This window comes from Antricoccus suffuscus (assembly GCF_003003235.1).
Lineage (GTDB): Bacteria > Actinomycetota > Actinomycetes > Mycobacteriales > Antricoccaceae > Antricoccus > Antricoccus suffuscus.
This window is the reverse complement of the sequence record NZ_PVUE01000008.1, coordinates 71,748-88,261: the sequence shown is the minus strand read 5'-3', so window position 1 is coordinate 88,261 and position 16,514 is coordinate 71,748. Positions and strand designations below refer to the sequence as shown.

16 protein-coding genes and 1 riboswitch are annotated in these 16,514 nt (G+C 63.4%); of the genes, 3 read left to right on the top strand and 13 right to left on the bottom strand.

The genetic code is table 11. The annotated features are described in order from the left end of the window. Nucleotides 1-8 precede the first annotated feature (8 nt). Entirely contained in the window at nucleotides 9-860 is an 852-nt protein-coding gene (locus CLV47_RS11100) for a CbtA family protein (protein ID WP_106349111.1), read from the bottom strand. Between the two features lie 25 nt (nucleotides 861-885). After that, nucleotides 886-1,101 carry a CbtB domain-containing protein gene (locus CLV47_RS11095; protein WP_106349206.1) on the bottom strand — a complete coding sequence of 72 codons (216 nt, stop codon included), beginning with the start codon at nucleotides 1,099-1,101 and terminating at the stop codon, nucleotides 886-888. A 38-nt stretch (nucleotides 1,102-1,139) separates the two neighbouring features. Beyond that, nucleotides 1,140-1,283, bottom strand: a riboswitch (cobalamin riboswitch). A 196-nt stretch (nucleotides 1,284-1,479) separates the two neighbouring features. Between CLV47_RS11095 and CLV47_RS11090 the strand changes: the two genes are divergently transcribed. Continuing rightward, a complete protein-coding gene (locus tag CLV47_RS11090; protein WP_106349110.1) occupies nucleotides 1,480-2,364 on the top strand; it encodes a DUF2127 domain-containing protein in 885 nt (294 codons plus the stop codon). A gap of 49 nt (nucleotides 2,365-2,413) precedes the next feature. Here CLV47_RS11090 and CLV47_RS11085 read toward each other — a convergent pair whose 3' ends face one another. The 4 genes from CLV47_RS11085 to CLV47_RS11070 all read right to left on the bottom strand — a co-directional run bounded on the left by CLV47_RS11085 (nucleotide 2,414) and on the right by CLV47_RS11070 (nucleotide 7,657). After that, a complete protein-coding gene (locus CLV47_RS11085; RefSeq protein ID WP_106349109.1) occupies nucleotides 2,414-3,256 on the bottom strand; it encodes a DMT family transporter in 843 nt (280 codons plus the stop codon). Between the two features lie 102 nt (nucleotides 3,257-3,358). Further along, nucleotides 3,359-4,981, bottom strand: coding sequence for an MFS transporter (locus tag CLV47_RS11080; RefSeq protein WP_202862521.1), 1,623 nt, complete (start codon nucleotides 4,979-4,981; stop codon nucleotides 3,359-3,361). Nucleotides 4,982-5,111: 130 nt separating this feature from the next. Beyond that, complete coding sequence (locus tag CLV47_RS11075; protein ID WP_106349108.1) at nucleotides 5,112-6,194, bottom strand: cobalt-precorrin-5B (C(1))-methyltransferase; 1,083 nt, start codon at nucleotides 6,192-6,194, stop codon at nucleotides 5,112-5,114. Then, complete coding sequence (locus CLV47_RS11070; RefSeq protein ID WP_106349204.1) at nucleotides 6,191-7,657, bottom strand: cobyric acid synthase; 1,467 nt, start codon at nucleotides 7,655-7,657, stop codon at nucleotides 6,191-6,193. Before CLV47_RS11070 ends, CLV47_RS11075 begins: the two co-directional genes overlap by 4 nt. Between CLV47_RS11070 and CLV47_RS11065 the strand changes: the two genes are divergently transcribed. Further along, the gene (locus tag CLV47_RS11065; RefSeq protein WP_238145353.1) at nucleotides 7,656-8,135 is read left to right on the top strand and encodes a pyridoxamine 5'-phosphate oxidase family protein; all 480 of its coding nucleotides are present in this window, start codon (nucleotides 7,656-7,658) and stop codon (nucleotides 8,133-8,135) included. The genes CLV47_RS11070 and CLV47_RS11065 overlap by 2 nt on opposite strands. 141 nt (nucleotides 8,136-8,276) lie before the next feature. Here CLV47_RS11065 and CLV47_RS11060 read toward each other — a convergent pair whose 3' ends face one another. The 5 genes from CLV47_RS11060 to CLV47_RS11040 form a co-directional block, all read right to left on the bottom strand. Beyond that, complete coding sequence (locus tag CLV47_RS11060; protein ID WP_106349107.1) at nucleotides 8,277-9,926, bottom strand: flavin-containing monooxygenase; 1,650 nt, start codon at nucleotides 9,924-9,926, stop codon at nucleotides 8,277-8,279. 40 nt (nucleotides 9,927-9,966) lie between these two features. Next, a complete protein-coding gene (locus tag CLV47_RS11055) occupies nucleotides 9,967-10,866 on the bottom strand; it encodes an alpha/beta hydrolase (RefSeq protein WP_106349106.1) in 900 nt (299 codons plus the stop codon). Nucleotides 10,867-10,981: 115 nt separating this feature from the next. After that, nucleotides 10,982-12,676 carry a sigma-54-dependent Fis family transcriptional regulator gene (locus tag CLV47_RS11050; protein WP_146135360.1) on the bottom strand — a complete coding sequence of 565 codons (1,695 nt, stop codon included), beginning with the start codon at nucleotides 12,674-12,676 and terminating at the stop codon, nucleotides 10,982-10,984. A 202-nt stretch (nucleotides 12,677-12,878) separates the two neighbouring features. Further along, nucleotides 12,879-14,147, bottom strand: coding sequence for an MFS transporter (locus CLV47_RS11045; protein WP_106349104.1), 1,269 nt, complete (start codon nucleotides 14,145-14,147; stop codon nucleotides 12,879-12,881). 13 nt (nucleotides 14,148-14,160) lie between these two features. Beyond that, nucleotides 14,161-14,592, bottom strand: coding sequence for a MarR family winged helix-turn-helix transcriptional regulator (locus CLV47_RS11040; RefSeq protein ID WP_146135359.1), 432 nt, complete (start codon nucleotides 14,590-14,592; stop codon nucleotides 14,161-14,163). 64 nt (nucleotides 14,593-14,656) lie between these two features. Here CLV47_RS11040 and CLV47_RS11035 point away from each other — a divergent pair, with 64 nt between their 5' ends. Next, nucleotides 14,657-15,541: an alpha/beta hydrolase fold domain-containing protein gene (locus CLV47_RS11035; RefSeq protein ID WP_106349102.1), complete on the top strand. Its 885-nt coding sequence runs from the start codon at nucleotides 14,657-14,659 to the stop codon at nucleotides 15,539-15,541. Here CLV47_RS11035 and CLV47_RS11030 read toward each other — a convergent pair. Together CLV47_RS11030 and CLV47_RS11025 are read right to left on the bottom strand one after the other, a co-directional pair. Then, nucleotides 15,538-16,098, bottom strand: a complete 561-nt coding sequence (locus tag CLV47_RS11030) for a TetR/AcrR family transcriptional regulator (RefSeq protein WP_106349101.1) — start codon at nucleotides 16,096-16,098, stop codon at nucleotides 15,538-15,540. The two genes, CLV47_RS11035 and CLV47_RS11030, sit on opposite strands and share 4 nt — an antisense overlap. After that, nucleotides 16,099-16,422 (bottom strand): DMT family transporter, encoded by a 324-nt coding sequence (locus CLV47_RS11025; RefSeq protein WP_106349100.1) that lies wholly within the window; start codon nucleotides 16,420-16,422, stop codon nucleotides 16,099-16,101. It abuts the gene before it with no gap. Nucleotides 16,423-16,514: the final 92 nt, after the last annotated feature.

The following is a 16,514-nucleotide window of genomic DNA, read 5'->3' as shown; positions in this document are numbered from 1 at the left end:
TCTCCCGCTCAGGCGTTGGCCGTCGCCTTGGTCGCGGCGGTTGTACCGAGTCGAGTCAGCAACCGGTCGGCGAGCGGCGCAAATACCAGGCCGATCGTGCCCCAGATGATCACTTGCGCGCCGACCGAATAGAGCCGGAAGTCTGCCAGTACATCTGCTGGGAATCCCGGGTAGACGATCGCGCCATCCGGATCGGTCAGCGGCAGCGGAGTCTCCGTTGCGTGATGTCCGAACGCGGCCACGTTGGCAGGCAGCTCGCCAAGTGAAGGCAGGATCAGCATCACGATGCCGACAGCGACGATAAAGGCAGCACCGGAGACCAGGCTGGCGCTCCAGGCGCCAAGGCGCGCCTGGAGTTTGCGCCCAAGGAACACCGCCAGCACCAGGAACAGCAGTGAGCACACGACCATGGCCAGATAGAGCCCGGTCCGCGCGCCTATCGTGTCTGCGTTGCCGACCGCCGGCGGATTGGCGGGGTACTTGACGAACGGCACCAGGTAGAAGCCGACCAACCCGCCACCAGCAAGGAGAAGTGCCAGCGAGCGGGCCTTCAGCTTGCCGACCCGGCCGAGGCATACGGCGAACACGACAGCGAAAATTGCGCCGAGTGCGGCGCCCAGCAGAATCATGCCGACGCCGATGCCGAGACTAGCCTGAATTGTACGGCTGAAGATCTCGTGCTCATGGCCACTGACGGCTATGCCGGCCGCCTTGTCGAGCTTTTCTTGGGCGGCGCCGCGACCTTCTTCGTAGTCGATCGCTGCCTGGATCTGCGGTTCGGCAAAGATACGGGCGAAAACAAAAGCAATTAGCCCGCCGAGCGCGCCACTGAGCACGCCACGAAGAATGAACTTATCCATATAAAGTTGTCCTTAACCGGCAAAATCAGTGGCAAGGAAAGCCGAGGAAGTGGCGCGCGTCGTGGACGAACTCGTGGATGTGAGTGTCGGCGCCGAAAACTGACGTCGCACCCTGGTCGACTCCGACGAAGTAGTAAACCGCGAACGCCGCGATCAAGGTGCCGATGATCCAGCGCACCGCGTGGGATATCGGGATGACGATTGGGGTGGCGCCGACGATCGGAGCCGAAATGTTGGCCATGAGAATGCCTCCTTCGGGGATGATGCGTCCCTCGTTGAAATGTGGCCGCGTGATGGCAAAGTGTCTGACTTGCCCGCCGCAGGTGCGACAAGGCTCACAGTGGCGCTACCGTGCTGGAATCACACCAGCTTCCTCACACCAATACGCGATACGACGACACTAGCAATCAAACGGCAAACCGGTCGAGAGCGGGGCAAGGATCACGCATCGCTGCCACCGGTCGAGACCGCCACGGGCATGGTCTCGCCGACGCTCCTGCGCCGCATGCGGCGAGCAAGGCCTCGGCCAGGCTGCAGTGTGACTGTCAGCGCTATCTTCAGTTCATGAAAGTCAGCGTTGTCGACCAACCTTCAGACACGCTTTGAGACAACTCAGCCGATGGTCTTCGATGACGTCGAGACGCAGGTGACGCAGCCGCCAGGCGCAGAGTCGTCGCGGCGGCCCCGTGTGCATTATGAGCTGCTCGGTTGCGCTCTCCACAGTCACGAGCTGCTCGGACCGGTCGACGCCGCGGCCACCGGTCACGTCGACCTCCTGACGCGTGCCGAGCCGGGCGGTGCCTTCACGTGGTTGCGGTGCTTGCGATGCGATGCCTGGGTCCCGCTACGCGAGGCCGACGTACCCGCACCCCGCTCGGGCAAGCACGCAGTCGACGACACCCTGATGCCGCCATTGCGCGGCCGGCCACTGCGCGACAGGTTCGTGCTCCGCTTGATCGCAGCCGATCGCGTCATTCATTTCTTAGTGCTCGCGGCCGTCGCGGTGTCCATCTTTCTGTTCGCGCAGGACCGGGTGAATCTGCACGGTGGTTATCTCCGAATCCTCAACGGCCTTCAGGGCGCGTTCGGCGGCCCGCTGAGCAGCTCGGCACGCCATGGCCTCCTGCACGACCTCAACCAGCTATTCGCCGTACCCACCAAGACGCTCTACCTGTACGGCGCGGGCATCGCGCTGTACGCGCTGATCAACGGCGTCGAGGCCGTGGGGCTGTGGCGATCGCGGCGATGGGCTAAATACCTCACCCTTATCGAAGTTGTCGTACTGCTGCCCATCGAGATTCACGAGCTGACGATCAGCGTGAGCCCCCTGAAGGCCCTCACTCTGGCGCTCAATCTCGCGGTCGTGGCCTACCTGCTGTGGGCTCACCGGCTTCTCGGTGTGCGCGGTGGCGGACGCGCTGATCGTGCGGAAATGGCTCGCGACACAGGCTGGGAACCGCTCTACCGCAGCACCCCGTGGGAGGCAAAGAACCCCGATCGATAGGACATTTCCGGATTATCGGGAGCCTCGTCGTACCGGGAACGCCTGTCGCTCAGCCTGTCTCGGCCGCGCGTGCCTCAGACTGCCTGGTTTTCGCCGCGGACAGCCGCGACAACCGCAGCACACCAGTCACCATGAGTGCCAGCCCTAGCAGGCTTACCGCGGTCGCCCAGGTGTGTCGATTGAGCTTCTCGCCGAGCACCGCCATTCCTAGCACCATGGCCACGATCGGCTCGGCAACCGTCATGGCCGGAAATGATGCCTGCACCCGACCGGCGGCGAACGCTCGCTGCTGGCAATACACCGCCGCCAGGCCTGCGACCGCGACCATGTACAGCGGTGGGTGGACGAGCACCCGGGTCGGATGCTGCCAATCCTGACCGATGGAGTGAATCAGCACCGCAACGATCCCGAAGAGAGCACCCGCGACCGTCCCGTATATCAGCGCGCGCGGCGCTCGCGGGGACCGCTCCGCGTACACCAGGACAGCGGCCAGCCCGCCCAATAACAAGGACACCACCAAGACCAGGATCCACCACTGCGGCCCAATCCGCGCCGGTACGGGCCTCGCGAAGACCACGAACGCACCGACTCCGGCTGCCAGCAGGACTCCCCAGAGCCATTGGCGAGCCGTCACGGCGACGCCATTCAGCAAGTGGTCGATGGGCAGGGCAAACAGGACAGAGAGCACGATCAGCGGCTGCACCAACAACACCGCACCCAGGCCCAGCGCGACCGCCTGCAGCGCGAAGCCGCCAAATGCGACCAACGCGCCAATCCACCAACGCCCGGTGATGCGGCCGTCGGCGCGGGAGGCTCGTTGCCGCAGGACCGTCCCCAACGCCATGAGCATGGCCGCTCCAATCGCGAGCAGCGCAGGCAACAAGGTGTGCATCGGGTCAGACTAACTGCACGATGCCCTATGCCTGATCGAGGCCGATCCACGCAGGCGAGTTGCCGGCAAAGTGGTTGGCTATGTGCTTGGGGCTGACTTGCGTCAGCGACGCCGAGCATGACTGCGCGGACGCGCTGCCGGGCGCCGGCGTACGACGCTGCGAGGGCGAGCTTCCCTGATCAGGACCGAGGCACGCCGATCGTGATGCGTGTCCAGGAGGTCTCGATCCATCTCGATACCTGCAACGCCTTCGAGGTCGGCGAGTACGTCGAGATCGAGAACCAACGGCTGCGTGTCCTTACGGTCTTTGGGAATGAACGATGCGACGACGATTGCCAGCACGCAGGAGATCGCGCCGAGCAGGAAACACAGGTCGAATGCCGTGAATGAATGGTGGTGCATGATCTCGGGGTGCGCCGCCGAGCTGGCGAAGGCTACCGCGATAATCGCACCGTGCACCGCCGCCGCCAGCGAGGTCCCGAGCGAGCGGGACAGCGTGTTGACGCTGTTGGCCGCCGCGGTCTCCGTCGTCGGCACCGATCGCATGATGATTGTGGGCATCGCGGCATACGCGATGGCGATGCCGACACCGGTGGCTGCGGCAACAATCAACGCTTCCCACACGTGTTCAAGGAAGAACGCCGCATAGATGAATCCGCAGGCGATAACGAGCGATCCGAGCCGCAGAGCGAAACGTGGACCGAATCGGACGATGATACGAGCCGCCAGCGGAGAGACGAGCATCATCGCGATGCCCATCGGAGCGGAGCACAGGCCCGCGACGATCATCGACTGACCGAAACCGAGTCCGGTCCCGTCCGGCGCTTGAAGCAGCTGAGTCATCACCAGGTTGAGGGTGTACATCGCGAAACCAATGAGGATCGACGTCAAGTTGGTGAAGAGCACCACTCGCCGGATCGAGGTCCGGATGTTGATGAGGGGGGCTTTCGAGCGCAGCTCGTAGCGACTCCAGGCGACGAATACGATCGCCGCCACAGCGAACAGCGCCAGTTGTTTCGGATCGCCCCAACCCCAGTCGGTGGACTTCGATAGGCCAAACAGCAACGACACGAGCACGATCGAGAGCCCCGCCGCGCCGACGAAGTCGAACCGCCCGCCGGTCTTGATCGTCGATTCCGGTATCGAGCGGGCGATACCGATCATTGCGATGACGCCGATGACCGTAGAACCCCAGAAAAGATAGTGCCAGCTCAGTTTCTCGGCGACCATTGCCGATAGCGGCAAACCGACCGCCCCGCCAATGCCTAGGGTCGCGCTCATCAGCGCGACGGCCGACGCGAGACGTTCGCGCGGCAACGTGTCGCGCATCAGACTGATCCCGAGCGCGATCGAGCCGAGGGACATCCCCTGCAAACCCCGACCAATGAGCATCGGTGCGAGCGAGTTGCTCAACGCGCAGAACACGGACCCGATCACCATTGTGCTGACCGATATGAGCAGAATCCGTCGCTTACCGAACATGTCGCCCAAACGCCCCGAAATCGGCGTGAAGACGGCGCCTACTAATAGCGTCACTGTTAGCACCCAGGTGGAGTTCGCCGGATGGGTGTGCAGGATCTTCGGCAGACTCGGCAAAATCGGGATGACCAGGGTCTGCATGATCGAAACGGCCATGCCGGTCATCGCGAGGATTGCGGTGACCCGACGCGGTGACGCCATCCGTTGCACGGATGGCGTCGTCGTCGATGTGTCAAGAAGCGTCATACGGATTGATCAGACTCGCAATGCTCGTAGTTTGGTAGATAGTTGCTCACAGCAACAGACTACGGTAATTAGCAGTGCTAAGCATTAATTAGTGGCGAGATACACGTGCGCGGACCTACTCACGGGGTCTTTACTTCGCACGACCAATGATGTCGCCGGCCCGGTTGATCACCACAATGTCGACCTCGACCTGCACGTTGCCCAGGACACTCCGGCATTTTTCGAGCGCGGCGGCGGCCACCCGATCGGCCAGCGGCACACCGTGATCTCGGGCGATCTCCCACGCATGCAGTGCGGAGTTGGCCGCCGCGATCTGCACAGCGAGCGCCTCGTCCTCGACGAAGGTGGCGACGAAGTCGAGGTTGATTGACGATCGTCCAGAGTGCAGGTCCAAATGACCAGCGGCGAGTTTCGACATCTTCGCGAAGCCGCCGGCAACCGTGAGACGTGGCACGGGATGACCCTTGACGTACTTCAGGACCGCACCGGCGAAGTCGCCCATGTCGAGCATTGCGCCCTCATCCAACCCGTAGAGCGCCCGCACGGTCGCTTCGGACGTCGTACCGGTCGCCGCCCCGACGTGGGTGACTCCGGTAGCGCGCGCGACATCCACGCCACGACGAATCGAGTCGATCCACGCCGAGCACGAATAGGGCACCACGATCCCCGTCGTACCAAGGACGGACAGGCCGCCGACGATCCCGAGCCTCGGATTCCAGGTGTGCTGCGCGAGATCCGCACCGTGTTCGATGCTGACCTCGACGCGTACGCCGCCCGGATGTCCTAGACGGCGGGCAATCTCGGCTACATGGTCACACATCATCTTCCGCGGGACCGGGTTGATCGCCGGCTCCCCCACCGCGACAGGCAGACCTGGTTTTGTCACGATGCCGACACCCTCACCGGCCGCAAAAACGACTGCGTCGCCGCCAATGAGCGTCACCGTCGAGGTAACCAGCGCGCCATGCGTGACGTCAGGATCGTCACCGGCATCCTTCGTAATCGTCGCGCGGGCCGTCTGCTCGTCAACCCGCTCATGTTTCGTCAGCGCAAATGACGGCGTCTGGCCGCGCGGCAGCGTGATCATGACCGGATCTGGAAACTCCCCCGACAAAAGGGCCGTGTACGCCGCCGTTGTCGCGGCGGTCGCGCATGCCCCGGTTGTCCAGCCGTAACGCATCTTGCCGTCGGGCTGCTGCTCGCGCTGCGTCATCGTCGTACGCCGACCATGTCCAACAACGCCTCCGTATCGAGGTTTTCCTCAATCGCATCGGCCAGCGCATCGATCATCCGCTCGCGCCGTTCACCAAACCCTGGTGCGTCCCTCGCTGGCTCCCACTCTGATCCGGCCATCGCGGCTACCTCGACCAGCCAGGCGCGCCGGAAGGCGTCGTTCTCTAGGGTGCCGTGCCACGTCGTACCCCACGTCGTACCGAGCTGGATACCGTCTAGAAAAGCGATCGCGGAGCCGCCATCACCGATCGTCCTCGTAATGCCGTGGTGAATCTCGTATGCCTCAACGACGTGACTGCGCCAGCTGCCTTGCGGACGGCCAAGCGTCTTCTCGTCTTCGAAGCGCACCGCGGTCGGCAGCAGACCCAGCCCCTCGACCACGCCGGCACCGGACTCGACCGAGTCGTCGAGTGTCCGCGCGAGCATCTGGTAACCACCGCAGATGCCAAGAATAGGTAGCTCCTGATTGGCCCGTTGGCGAAGTGCATCGGCGATTCCGCTGTCCTGCAGCCAATGCAGATCGCTCACAGTTGCACGCGAACCGGGGAGTACGACGAGATCCGCCGACCGGATCGCTGCCGGATCGATGGTCACGGCGACAGCCACTCCCGGCTCGGCGGCGAGAGCGTCGACGTCGGTCGCGTTGGAAATGCGCGGCAAGCGGACGACCGCGACGCGTAGGGTCCCGCCGTCGGCGTCGGTCCACCGGCCCACCTCGAGCGTGTCTTCGCTGTCCAGCCACATGTCGCGCATCCACGGGATCACCCCGAGGAACGGCCGCCCGGTGAGCTCGGACAACCGCTCAAGACCGGGACGCAGCAACGATTCGTCACCGCGGAACTTGTTGATGATGAACGCTTTCACTAGTGCGCGGTCTGCTGGCTCGAGCAGTTCGACGGTTCCATACAGAGATGCGAACACCCCGCCTCGGTCGATGTCCCCCACAACAACCACCGGCAGGTCGAACTCGCGCGCGAGCCCCATGTTGACGTAATCACCGGACCGTAAGTTGATTTCGGCCGGCGAACCGGCACCCTCACACACGATTACGTCGTACTGCTCCTGGAGTTCGCGGTACGCCGTGAACGCGGCCGCGGCCAGGTGCCCGCGCCCACTCGCGAACTCCCCTGCTTCCAGTACGCCGTCGGCCTTACCACGCACCACGACGAACGACCGACGGTCCGAGCCGGGCTTGAGGAGCACGGGGTTCATTGCGGAGGTTGGTACGGCGCGGGCGGCCTGGGCCTGGAGATATTGGGCGCGGCCGATTTCCGCTCCATCGGCGCAGACCATCGAGTTGTTAGACATATTCTGCGCTTTGAAAGGCGCGACCGCGAGTCCCTGGCGGGCGAGGAATCGACAGATACCCGTCGTGACGAGGGACTTTCCGGCGTCCGACGACGTACCGGCGACCAGCAGGCCGCGACCAGGGGCATGAGACATGGTCTCCACCCTATTCGCCGCCGTCACGACGCCGCTCTGGCATGCTGAGCTCATGAAATTCGACCTCGAGCGCCTCCCTGAATCTGTGCTCGACGAGCTGGGGGCGCGCCATCTAGCAACTCTCGCGACCACCCGCGCCAACGGTACGACGCATCTCGTACCGGTCGGCTTCACCTACGATCCGTCGACGAAGACCGCTCGAGTGACGACCTCGGTCACGTCAGTCAAGGTGCGCAACATCGAGAACGCCGAGATGGCCGGCGGATCCGCGCGCGCATCGATCTGTCAGTTGAACGGTCCGAGCTGGCTGACACTCGAGGGGACGATTCGCCTGTCCCGCGACCCGGCCGAGATCGCCGAAGCGGTACGCCGATACGCCGTTCGATATCGTCAGCCACGCGAAAATCCGCGTCGTATCGCGCTCGTCATGCAGGTCGACTCGATGATGGGGCACGTCACGACGGCCGGTACCGCGTGACGGACGGCCGGACATTCGTGACGGACGGTCGGACATTCGTGACGGACGGTCGGACATTCGTGACGGATCGCCGGACATTCGTGACGGATCGCCGGACATACGTGACGGACGGCGGGGTGGGACGGGTAGCGAGTGGCCCAACTACTTATCGGCTCCAGCGGGAGTCTTGATGTCGAACCCGCGGTAGCCGTTATCGGTTACCTCGGCGAGCTGTTCCCGATAGGCGGCAAGTCCGGCCATGTAGAACATCACCGTGTTTTTCTTGCCCGGGATGTTGGCACCGAAGATCCAGGAGTCAGCCTTCGGGAAGAGCGTCATATCGGCGATCTCCTGGCAGGTCTTGGTCCAGCCGTCTTCGGCGTCTTTGGTCGGTTCCACGGTGACACCCTCCCGATCCTTCACATGCTTGACCAAGTCGGAGATCCACTCGACCTGGGTCTCGATGCTTGGCGGCAGATTGGTGAACGGTCCGTTTGGGCCCAGAATCATGAATAGGTTAGGGAACTGCGAGATTGTCGTACCGAGAAAGCTCGTGGGTCCTGCATTCCAGTGGTCATTCAGCGTGACGCCGCCTCGGCCACGGATGTCCAGCTTGGTGTAGTTGCCGTCGACGGCGTCAAATCCGGTCGCGAGAATCAGCACATCGATTTCGTGCTCAACGCCGTCCGCGGTGCGAATCCCCTTCGGGGTGATCTCGTCGATGGGGTTCTCTTTCAACGCCACGAGCTCAACATGCTCTCGGTTGTAGGTGTCGTAGTAGTCCGTCCCGCACAGTGGACGCTTCGCGTAATAGTCGGTAGGCATCAGCTTGCGCGCCGTTTCCGGGTCGTTGACCGCCTCGGCGATTTTGCCCTTGATGAAGTCCTGCGCGGCCTTGTTGGCCTCCTCATCAGTAGCGATATCGCTAAAGGTAGCGAACATGAAACGGAAGCCGCCGCCCTCGTTCCAGTTCTTCTCGAACACGCGCTGGCGCTCTTCCTCCGACACGCTCATCGCCGGTACGTCGCTCTCCTCGAACCCGAACGCGACCACGGAGTTGCGGACGTGTTCCCAGATTTGGTCGTAATCGGACTTCACCGAGTCGACGTACTCCGGCGTCACCGGACCATTGCCGACCGGTACGCAATACTGCGGAGAACGTTGGAAGACGGTGAGATGGTCGACCTCGTCGCGAATGGCGGTGATGACCTGTATCCCTGTTGACCCGGTGCCGATGACTCCCACGCGTTTCCCGGAGAAGTCGTGCTGGTCGGGCCACGCACCGGTGTGGACCATGTCGCCGGCGAACGTCTCGATTCCTTTGATGTCGGGAATGTTAGTGCGCGATAACAGGCCGAGGGCGGTAACGACGAAACGCGCGGTGAACGTCTCGCCGGTGTCGGTCTTGAGTGTCCAACGACCGCTGGCATCGTCGTACAGGATGCCGGTGATGCCGGTATTGAACTGGATGTCGCGGGCGAGGTCGTAGCGTTCAACGACGTGCCCGAGATACGCGAGGATCTGGGGCTGCTGAAGGTAGCGGGTGTCCCACTCCCATTCCTGCAGCAGTTCCTTGTCAAAGGAGTAGCGATAGACATAGCTCTCGGTGTCTGAGAGCGCTCCTGGGTACCGATTCCAGTACCACGTGCCGCCCACGCCGCCAGCCTTGTCGAACGCCCGCACCGACAGCCCGAGCTCGTTGCGAAGCTTGTACAGCGAGTAAATGCCGCCAAATCCGGTGCCGATGACGATCGCGTCGTAGTCGGTCGTCTTCGTATCCGAGGAGTTACCTCGGGTTTGTGTCTGAGTCATGATTACAGAACTTTCCTTACATAAATAGATATGTTGGCTGCTATTTCTTGTACCAAGTGGCGACCCGCTGGATCTCCTCATCGACCTCCGGCGCCGTACCGGACATGGACGGGAACACGTGCTGCATGCCGTCGACAATCGACAGCGTGGAGTCGACGCCGGCCGCCGTCGCTAGCGCGTGTAGTCGCTCCCCGTTGTCGCGGAGCGTTTCGACTCCCCCGACGTTGATATACAGGCGAGGAAATCCGGTGAGGTCGGCGTACAACGGGTTCGCTAACGGATCGCTCGGCGATGCCCCTTCGGGAAGAAACATCCCCGCCATACCTTCAAGGATTGCGCGGGAGACAAGCGCATCCGTGTCGGCGTTTGTGTCAAGGGTTTTGCCCTTGTGCTCCATGTCGAGCCATGGCGAGTAGGCGATGACGCAGCCCGGCAACGGAAGACCCTCCTCGCGGAACTTGAGCACGCTGGCGACGGCCAGGTTTCCGCCGGCGGAGTCTCCAATAGTGCTCATGTTCTCGGCTTTGTAGCCGCGATCGAGCAACTCCTTGTAGACCGCCAGCGAATCCTCCAGCTGTGCTGGGAACGGGTCTTCGGGCGCGCGGCGATAGTCAACGACGATCGCGTTTGCCCCACACGCCTTAGCGGTGTGGCCGGCCATCTTGCGGTGGGAGTCTGCTGACCCCACCGCAAAACCGCCTCCATGGGTGTAAATCATCAGCTTCGCCTCGTCCGCACCATCGGGCAGCGCCCAGATCACCGGTACGCCGGCGACGGTCTCAGTCTTGTAGCGCACGTCCTCAGGTTCGCTGGCGGTCGAGTGCCATTGGTCGAACATGTCCCGCATCGTCGGAAGATCCATCGCCGGATCGGCGACCATCCGGTCGGTCCATCCCTGGTACAGCGCCCGCAGGCTGTCTGATTCGCGGCTTGGCGACATTGCGTTGCTCCTCTACTCATGTCGGAATCTGTCTTACTGACATTTCTAACGGTGAATAGAGAACGCGGGGTGTTCCATTGTGGAACACCCCGCTTTTTTGGAAGTTGCTGAAGCGTCAGTCGGCCAACGCCTCGGATTCATCGATGTGATGAACCCGAATCTTTCGATACAACGTCGTGCGGCCGATGCCGAGCGACCTTGCGGCCTCCGACCGGTTACCGTTGGCACTGGCGAGAGCGGCGACAATGGCTTCGCGCTCGGCGTTTTCGATAGGCGTACGCTGGCGGGCCTGCACCGACTCGACGAGCTGCACGGGCAGGTCCGTTAGCTGTACCAAACCACCGCGCTTGCGCTGAGCGAGCGCGAGAAGCGTCCGGTGTAGCTCCGCGAGGTTGCCCGGCCACGTCCACCTCATCAACGCTTGCATGGCCTGCGACGACAGCGTCATCGCGTTGAGCGGCTCGGGGAATCCCGCAACCATCGCGCGCACGAACGGGACGATATCCTCGCGCATCGCGGCCAGGGCCGGGATCTCAACGACGGTAGCAATCTGACCGATCAATGCGCCGACGTGAGCCGGTGCGGAGTCTGGGTCGGCGGTCACGACCAGTCGTCCATCGCCGGATGACGCCGTCTCGGCGAGATGCCGGACCTTGGTGACGTCCGTCGAAGGAAGGTCCTGCAAGTGCCGTAGGACGAGCGTTCCGCCGCCCGCGAGGCGACCGCTGGCGTCCTTGAACCAAGACGCACCATCGCCAAGGGCAAACGCAGTCACGTCGAGAGTCATCGGAGCGGTCGCTCCCAAGTGCTGTTCGACGAAGTCCCGTGCAATGTGAAGCTTCCCGGCCCCGGTGGGACCGCACAGCGCTAGATTCTCACCCATCTGCGCTACCTGACGAAGTTGCTCCTCGACGTGTGGCAACCGGTGGTGCCGCGCCTCGCCCCCTGACGAGTCCCCTCGGGAGACTTGGAATCGGGGGAGCGCGGCCTGCGGCATGATCTCAAGCGAGTAGTACGCCGACTGCCCGACACCGTCGACTCTTTCAGCGACACAGCCGACCTCGCCAACGGCAGTCTGCAAGGTGAGAGGGAGTGTGCCGACCCAGTCGTGCCCGGACAACATTTCCCAGAGCTGCGCGTGGGTCTCAGTGTTGATGTAGGCCAATCCAAGGGAGTTGGCCAGGATGGTGCGCCTACTGAGGACGACGAGCGGCCCGCGGTGGCGGCGTTCGCGCGCGGTGTAGATCCGCATCAGGTGCTGCTCACTTTCCGAGGCGAGGCTGAGCAGCCGAGACTCGATCTGCCGACCGGCGTCGAGCGTCAGTGCGCTCATGAGCGGGCTGGTCGCGCCGATGGAACACGCGAACGAGAACGCGCCAAGCACCCGACCGGAGATCGGACTCTTGATCGGTACGCCGGCGCAGGACAGATCCGCAAGCAACTCGGAATAGTGTTCGGCGCCCCGGACGAATACGGGCTTCTTCTCCTCAAGCACCGTGCCGAGCCCGTTCGTGCCGATCGAAAGCTCGGAGTAGTCGAAACCCTGCGCCGCAGAGGCGCGGTCGAATTTCCTGGTCTGCGTCCGGTCGCGGGTACGCCGCAGGATGATCTGGCCGCTCTGATCGGACAGCACCATAGCGACGTTGACGTCGGCCAGGTCGTGTTCGAGACGGTCAAGCACCGGCGTCGCGGCCCGGATCAGCAGCGATTCGGGATCGATATTGTTGACGTAACGCACTCTTACTTCGCCGTCGTGCGGTACGGCGCTCGCCAACGATCGACGCCAACTGCGCACGATCGTCTCCGGCACGCCGGGCTCCTTCGCCACTTCGGCAAAGAGTCCTTTACGGATCAGCGATTCTCGCGCCGCCGCCGTACGTGCTTGTTGAGCTGGCCGACTTCCCACTCCGGTGCCCTCTCTGGCGTCCTTCGTGCCAGTGGGCAACGACTTGGTACGCCGAACGGACTCGCATGATGTGCATCACACGATACCCGGCGGGGCGTCGTACCGGCTAGTTTTCGTTGCCGTACGCCGCCCCCACGGCGAGTTCGTCTTCGCGTTCTACCCGGTCGAGGTCGTCCAGTTCGGGCTGCGCGACCTCACCGCGATCCGCTGCGGCAAGTGCGCGATGGACCGTGCTGAGCACGACGGCCGCGACCAGCACCGCCACCGCACCGATGATGAACGGCACGTGCGCGTTGAACGACTCGACGAGCAGTCCGGCAGCGAACGGCGCCAGACCGCCACCGATGAACCGGACGAAGCCGTACGTCGCGGAGGCCACGGGCCGCTCGACCGGCGCAATGCTCATGACCGCGGTCGTGACGAGGGTGTTGTTGACACCGATGAACGCCCCGGCCACGATAACCGCCACGACGACCACCGTCGGGTTATTTGGCCATATCCCGATGATGGCGAGGTCTATTGCCATCAGGACGAAGTTTCCGTAGAGGGTCCCCGCCGTACCGAAACGAGCCTTGAGCCACGGCGCGCCAAAGACGGCGAAGATCGCGACGAGTATGCCCCATCCACAGAAGACCAAACCGAGCATCTGTGGGCTGCTGGCGTGCATCAGGAACGGCGAATACCCCAACAGGGTGAAGAACCCCCAGTTGTAGAGCAGTCCGACGATGCTGGTGGTCGCTAGACTGCGGTGGCGCAGGGCTTTGATCGGTTCGAGCACGCTTTCGCGGCGCTGTGGTTTCTCGCTCTTGGGTACGAGGAACACCGTCGCGATGAGTGCAATCGCCATGAGGACCGCGACGCCGAAGAACGGGCCGCGCCAGCTGATGTCGCCCAGCGTGCCGCCTAACAGCGGACCCAGTGCGATACCGATACCCAGTGCGGCCTCATAGAGGACGATGGCACCGGCGAAACCGCCGCTGGCCGAGCTCACGATCACCGACAGCGAGGTGGCGATGAACAGAGCATTACCTAGACCCCAGCCGGCGCGGAAGCCGACGATTCCGCCGATGGTGTCAGACATTCCCGCGAGGGCGGCGAACACGACGATCAGGACCAGCCCGGCGATCAGGGTGCGCTTAGCGCCGATCCGGCTCGAGACCCATCCGGTGATGAGCATCGCGACCGCAGTGACGACGAGGTAGCTGGTGAACAGCAGCTCGACCTGGCTTGGAGACGCGTGGAGCTCGCTGCTTAGGGAGGCGAGGATCGGGTCCACCAGGCCAATGCCCATAAACGAGATCACGCACGCAAACGCGACGGCCCAAACAGCCTTGGGTTGCTTGAATGGGCTCTGTTGAGGCGTAGACACACTCATACGAGGAAGCTCCCTATTCTGTTGTCATTGGCATGTTGATGAGTCTTTCGAGGGCTGGCAGCGCTGCCATCAGAGCCGCGCGGTCGGCGCTGTCCAATCGCTCGATCGGGCCGAGCAATGAGCGGGTGCGGGTCGTGTGCCGATCGGCAAGGAGTTTGCGCCCGGCGTCGGTAATACGCACAAGGGATGCCCGACCGTCATGCGGATCGGGATACCGCTCGGCGTGTCCGGCTGCTTCGAGACGGTTGACGAGGGTCGTCATGCCCGGCTGAGAGACGCTTTCGCGGACAGCGAGTGCGGAGATCCGCAGCGGCCCGTCGGTGCGCAAGGTGTCGAGTGTGGTCACCGTCGTCGAGCTGACCATCACCGGCGCATAACGCCTACCCCAGAGGATCAGTCGATCGAGACCGTCGGCGAGCGCCATCGCGTTTAATTGCTTAGCCACGTTAAGGAACTATATAACTGACTTATATAACCTCGCAATGGGGTTCCAGAGTTAGGATGAGCGCATGTCGGAGCAGCTTGAGCAGGTGTACCGGGAGTTCCTAGCGATGAAGCCGGAACTCGTCAACGACTTCGAGGCGGCCCTCGCGCCGGGTGCGCCGAAAACGCCGGCCCCCGCGCCTGAAGAGGTGCGCAGACGCTACGACATCGAGGAGCGCCAGGTGGCCGGGTTCGGCGTGCAGATCCTGCATCCTCGCCAGGGTGGCTCCGGGATTCAGGCGGTGTACTTTCACGGCGGCGCCTATACGCTTCCTTTCCTGGAGCTGCACTGGCCGATAGTCGTCGGCCTGGCCGACCGCACCGGCGCGGACCTGTGGATACCGCACTACACCCCCTCGCCGGATGCCACGGTCGACGACGCTCTGCCGTTCATCGATGCACTCGCTCTCACGGTCCCAGAAGCCGCCGGCGACCACCGCTACATCGTGTCTGGAGAATCGGCCGGCGGAAACATGGCTCTTGTGCAGACGTTGCGGGCACGCGACAACGGCACGCGGCTGCCCGACCACCTGGTGATCCACGCGCCGTGGGTAGACCTTCGCACGTGTGACCCAAAGTCGCTGGAGATGGAGGACATCGATGCCCTCATGATTGTGGATCAGCTTCACCGTGCCGCACGAAACTGGTCCGGTGCGCGCGAGATCACCGACCCGATGGTGAGTCCACTGTTTGCGGACCTGAGCGGACTACCGCCAATTACGGTGCTGCAAGGCACCAACGACCTGCTGCTGCCCGACGTACTCACCTTCGTCGACCGTGCCCGAGAGCAGGGTGCCGAGGTGGAGCTTGAGCTTGTAGAGGGCGCGTTCCACGTATACATCGGCGTCGACACCCCGGAGTCGCAGCGCTCGCTGGACCTCGCCGCGGAGCGTTTCCGCGGGAGCGCCTAGAGCGCTTCGGTGAGGCGATCGCGTACGACGGCGCGCGGGTCGGGGCGGCGCTCAGACAGCGCACCGAAGATGGCGCCGTCGGCGACACACAGGATCAGGTCGGCCGACAGCCTCGTGCGCACCTGACAGCGGGTGAGGATCTGCTCGATTGCGCTCACGAGCGCCGGCCGCAGCCCGGTCAGGGCATTGGCAACCGGCGCCACCCGGGCCGCAGCAAGAAGCTGTTCGTAGCGGCAAAGCACGTCGTCGGTATCGCCCGGCGGAAGGAGCGCGGCCGTGATCGCCGCCGCGGCCGCGGATGAACCGCGGCGATTGGTACGCCGTACCGCCTCCTGCGCGGCATCGGCCCACTGCCGGCACACCTCGGCCGCACTGAGGGCGAGAAGGTCATCGACCGACGCGAAATAATAGGTGACCGCCGACAACGCGACCCCAGCCTTAGCGGCGACGGCCCGAGCGGTGAACCCGCTGGGCCCATCGGTCTGGATCAGCTCGGCGCCGCCCTCAATAAGAAGCGCGCGTTTGGCGATCGCCCGATCCTGCTGCGGCGTAGTCATCTAGTGCCCCGCTCCAAACACCTGCAGCCCGATCACGCCGGCAATGATGAGCCCGATCGAGACGATCACCATCGCGTTCACCGGATCCTTCAGCCAGACGATCCCGATAATCGCCGTCAGCGATGCCCCGATACCGACCCAGACGGCGTACGCCGGACCTACCGGGAGCGACTTGAGCGCATACATCAAACCGGCAAGCGACACGATCGACAGCACGACGAACGTGACAGACGGCCATAATCTGCTGAACCCGTGCGAGGCCTTGAGCGCGAGCGCCCAGCCCGCCTCCATACACCCGGACACGATCAACACGGCCCACGCCATCGCCAAACTCCCTGATTGGTTGCGATTTGATTACTGGTACGAGCGTACCAATTATCGATCCACGGAACCGGCTTGGTGACCGTTCTGACCCA

Coding starts and splice junctions, on each gene's coding strand:
- CLV47_RS11100 (WP_106349111.1), bottom strand. CDS start 860: ATGGATAAGTTCATTCTTCGTGGCGTGCTCAGTGGCGCGCTCGGCGGG.
- CLV47_RS11095 (WP_106349206.1), bottom strand. CDS start 1,101: ATGGCCAACATTTCGGCTCCGATCGTCGGCGCCACCCCAATCGTCATC.
- CLV47_RS11090 (WP_106349110.1), top strand. CDS start 1,480: ATGGTCTTCGATGACGTCGAGACGCAGGTGACGCAGCCGCCAGGCGCA.
- CLV47_RS11085 (WP_106349109.1), bottom strand. CDS start 3,256: ATGCACACCTTGTTGCCTGCGCTGCTCGCGATTGGAGCGGCCATGCTC.
- CLV47_RS11080 (WP_202862521.1), bottom strand. CDS start 4,981: ATGACGCTTCTTGACACATCGACGACGACGCCATCCGTGCAACGGATG.
- CLV47_RS11075 (WP_106349108.1), bottom strand. CDS start 6,194: ATGACGCAGCGCGAGCAGCAGCCCGACGGCAAGATGCGTTACGGCTGG.
- CLV47_RS11065 (WP_238145353.1), top strand. CDS start 7,656: ATGGTCTCCACCCTATTCGCCGCCGTCACGACGCCGCTCTGGCATGCT.
- CLV47_RS11070 (WP_106349204.1), bottom strand. CDS start 7,657: ATGTCTCATGCCCCTGGTCGCGGCCTGCTGGTCGCCGGTACGTCGTCG.
- CLV47_RS11060 (WP_106349107.1), bottom strand. CDS start 9,926: ATGACTCAGACACAAACCCGAGGTAACTCCTCGGATACGAAGACGACC.
- CLV47_RS11055 (WP_106349106.1), bottom strand. CDS start 10,866: ATGTCGCCAAGCCGCGAATCAGACAGCCTGCGGGCGCTGTACCAGGGA.
- CLV47_RS11045 (WP_106349104.1), bottom strand. CDS start 14,147: ATGAGTGTGTCTACGCCTCAACAGAGCCCATTCAAGCAACCCAAGGCT.
- CLV47_RS11035 (WP_106349102.1), top strand. CDS start 14,657: ATGTCGGAGCAGCTTGAGCAGGTGTACCGGGAGTTCCTAGCGATGAAG.
- CLV47_RS11030 (WP_106349101.1), bottom strand. CDS start 16,098: ATGACTACGCCGCAGCAGGATCGGGCGATCGCCAAACGCGCGCTTCTT.
- CLV47_RS11025 (WP_106349100.1), bottom strand. CDS start 16,422: ATGGCGTGGGCCGTGTTGATCGTGTCCGGGTGTATGGAGGCGGGCTGG.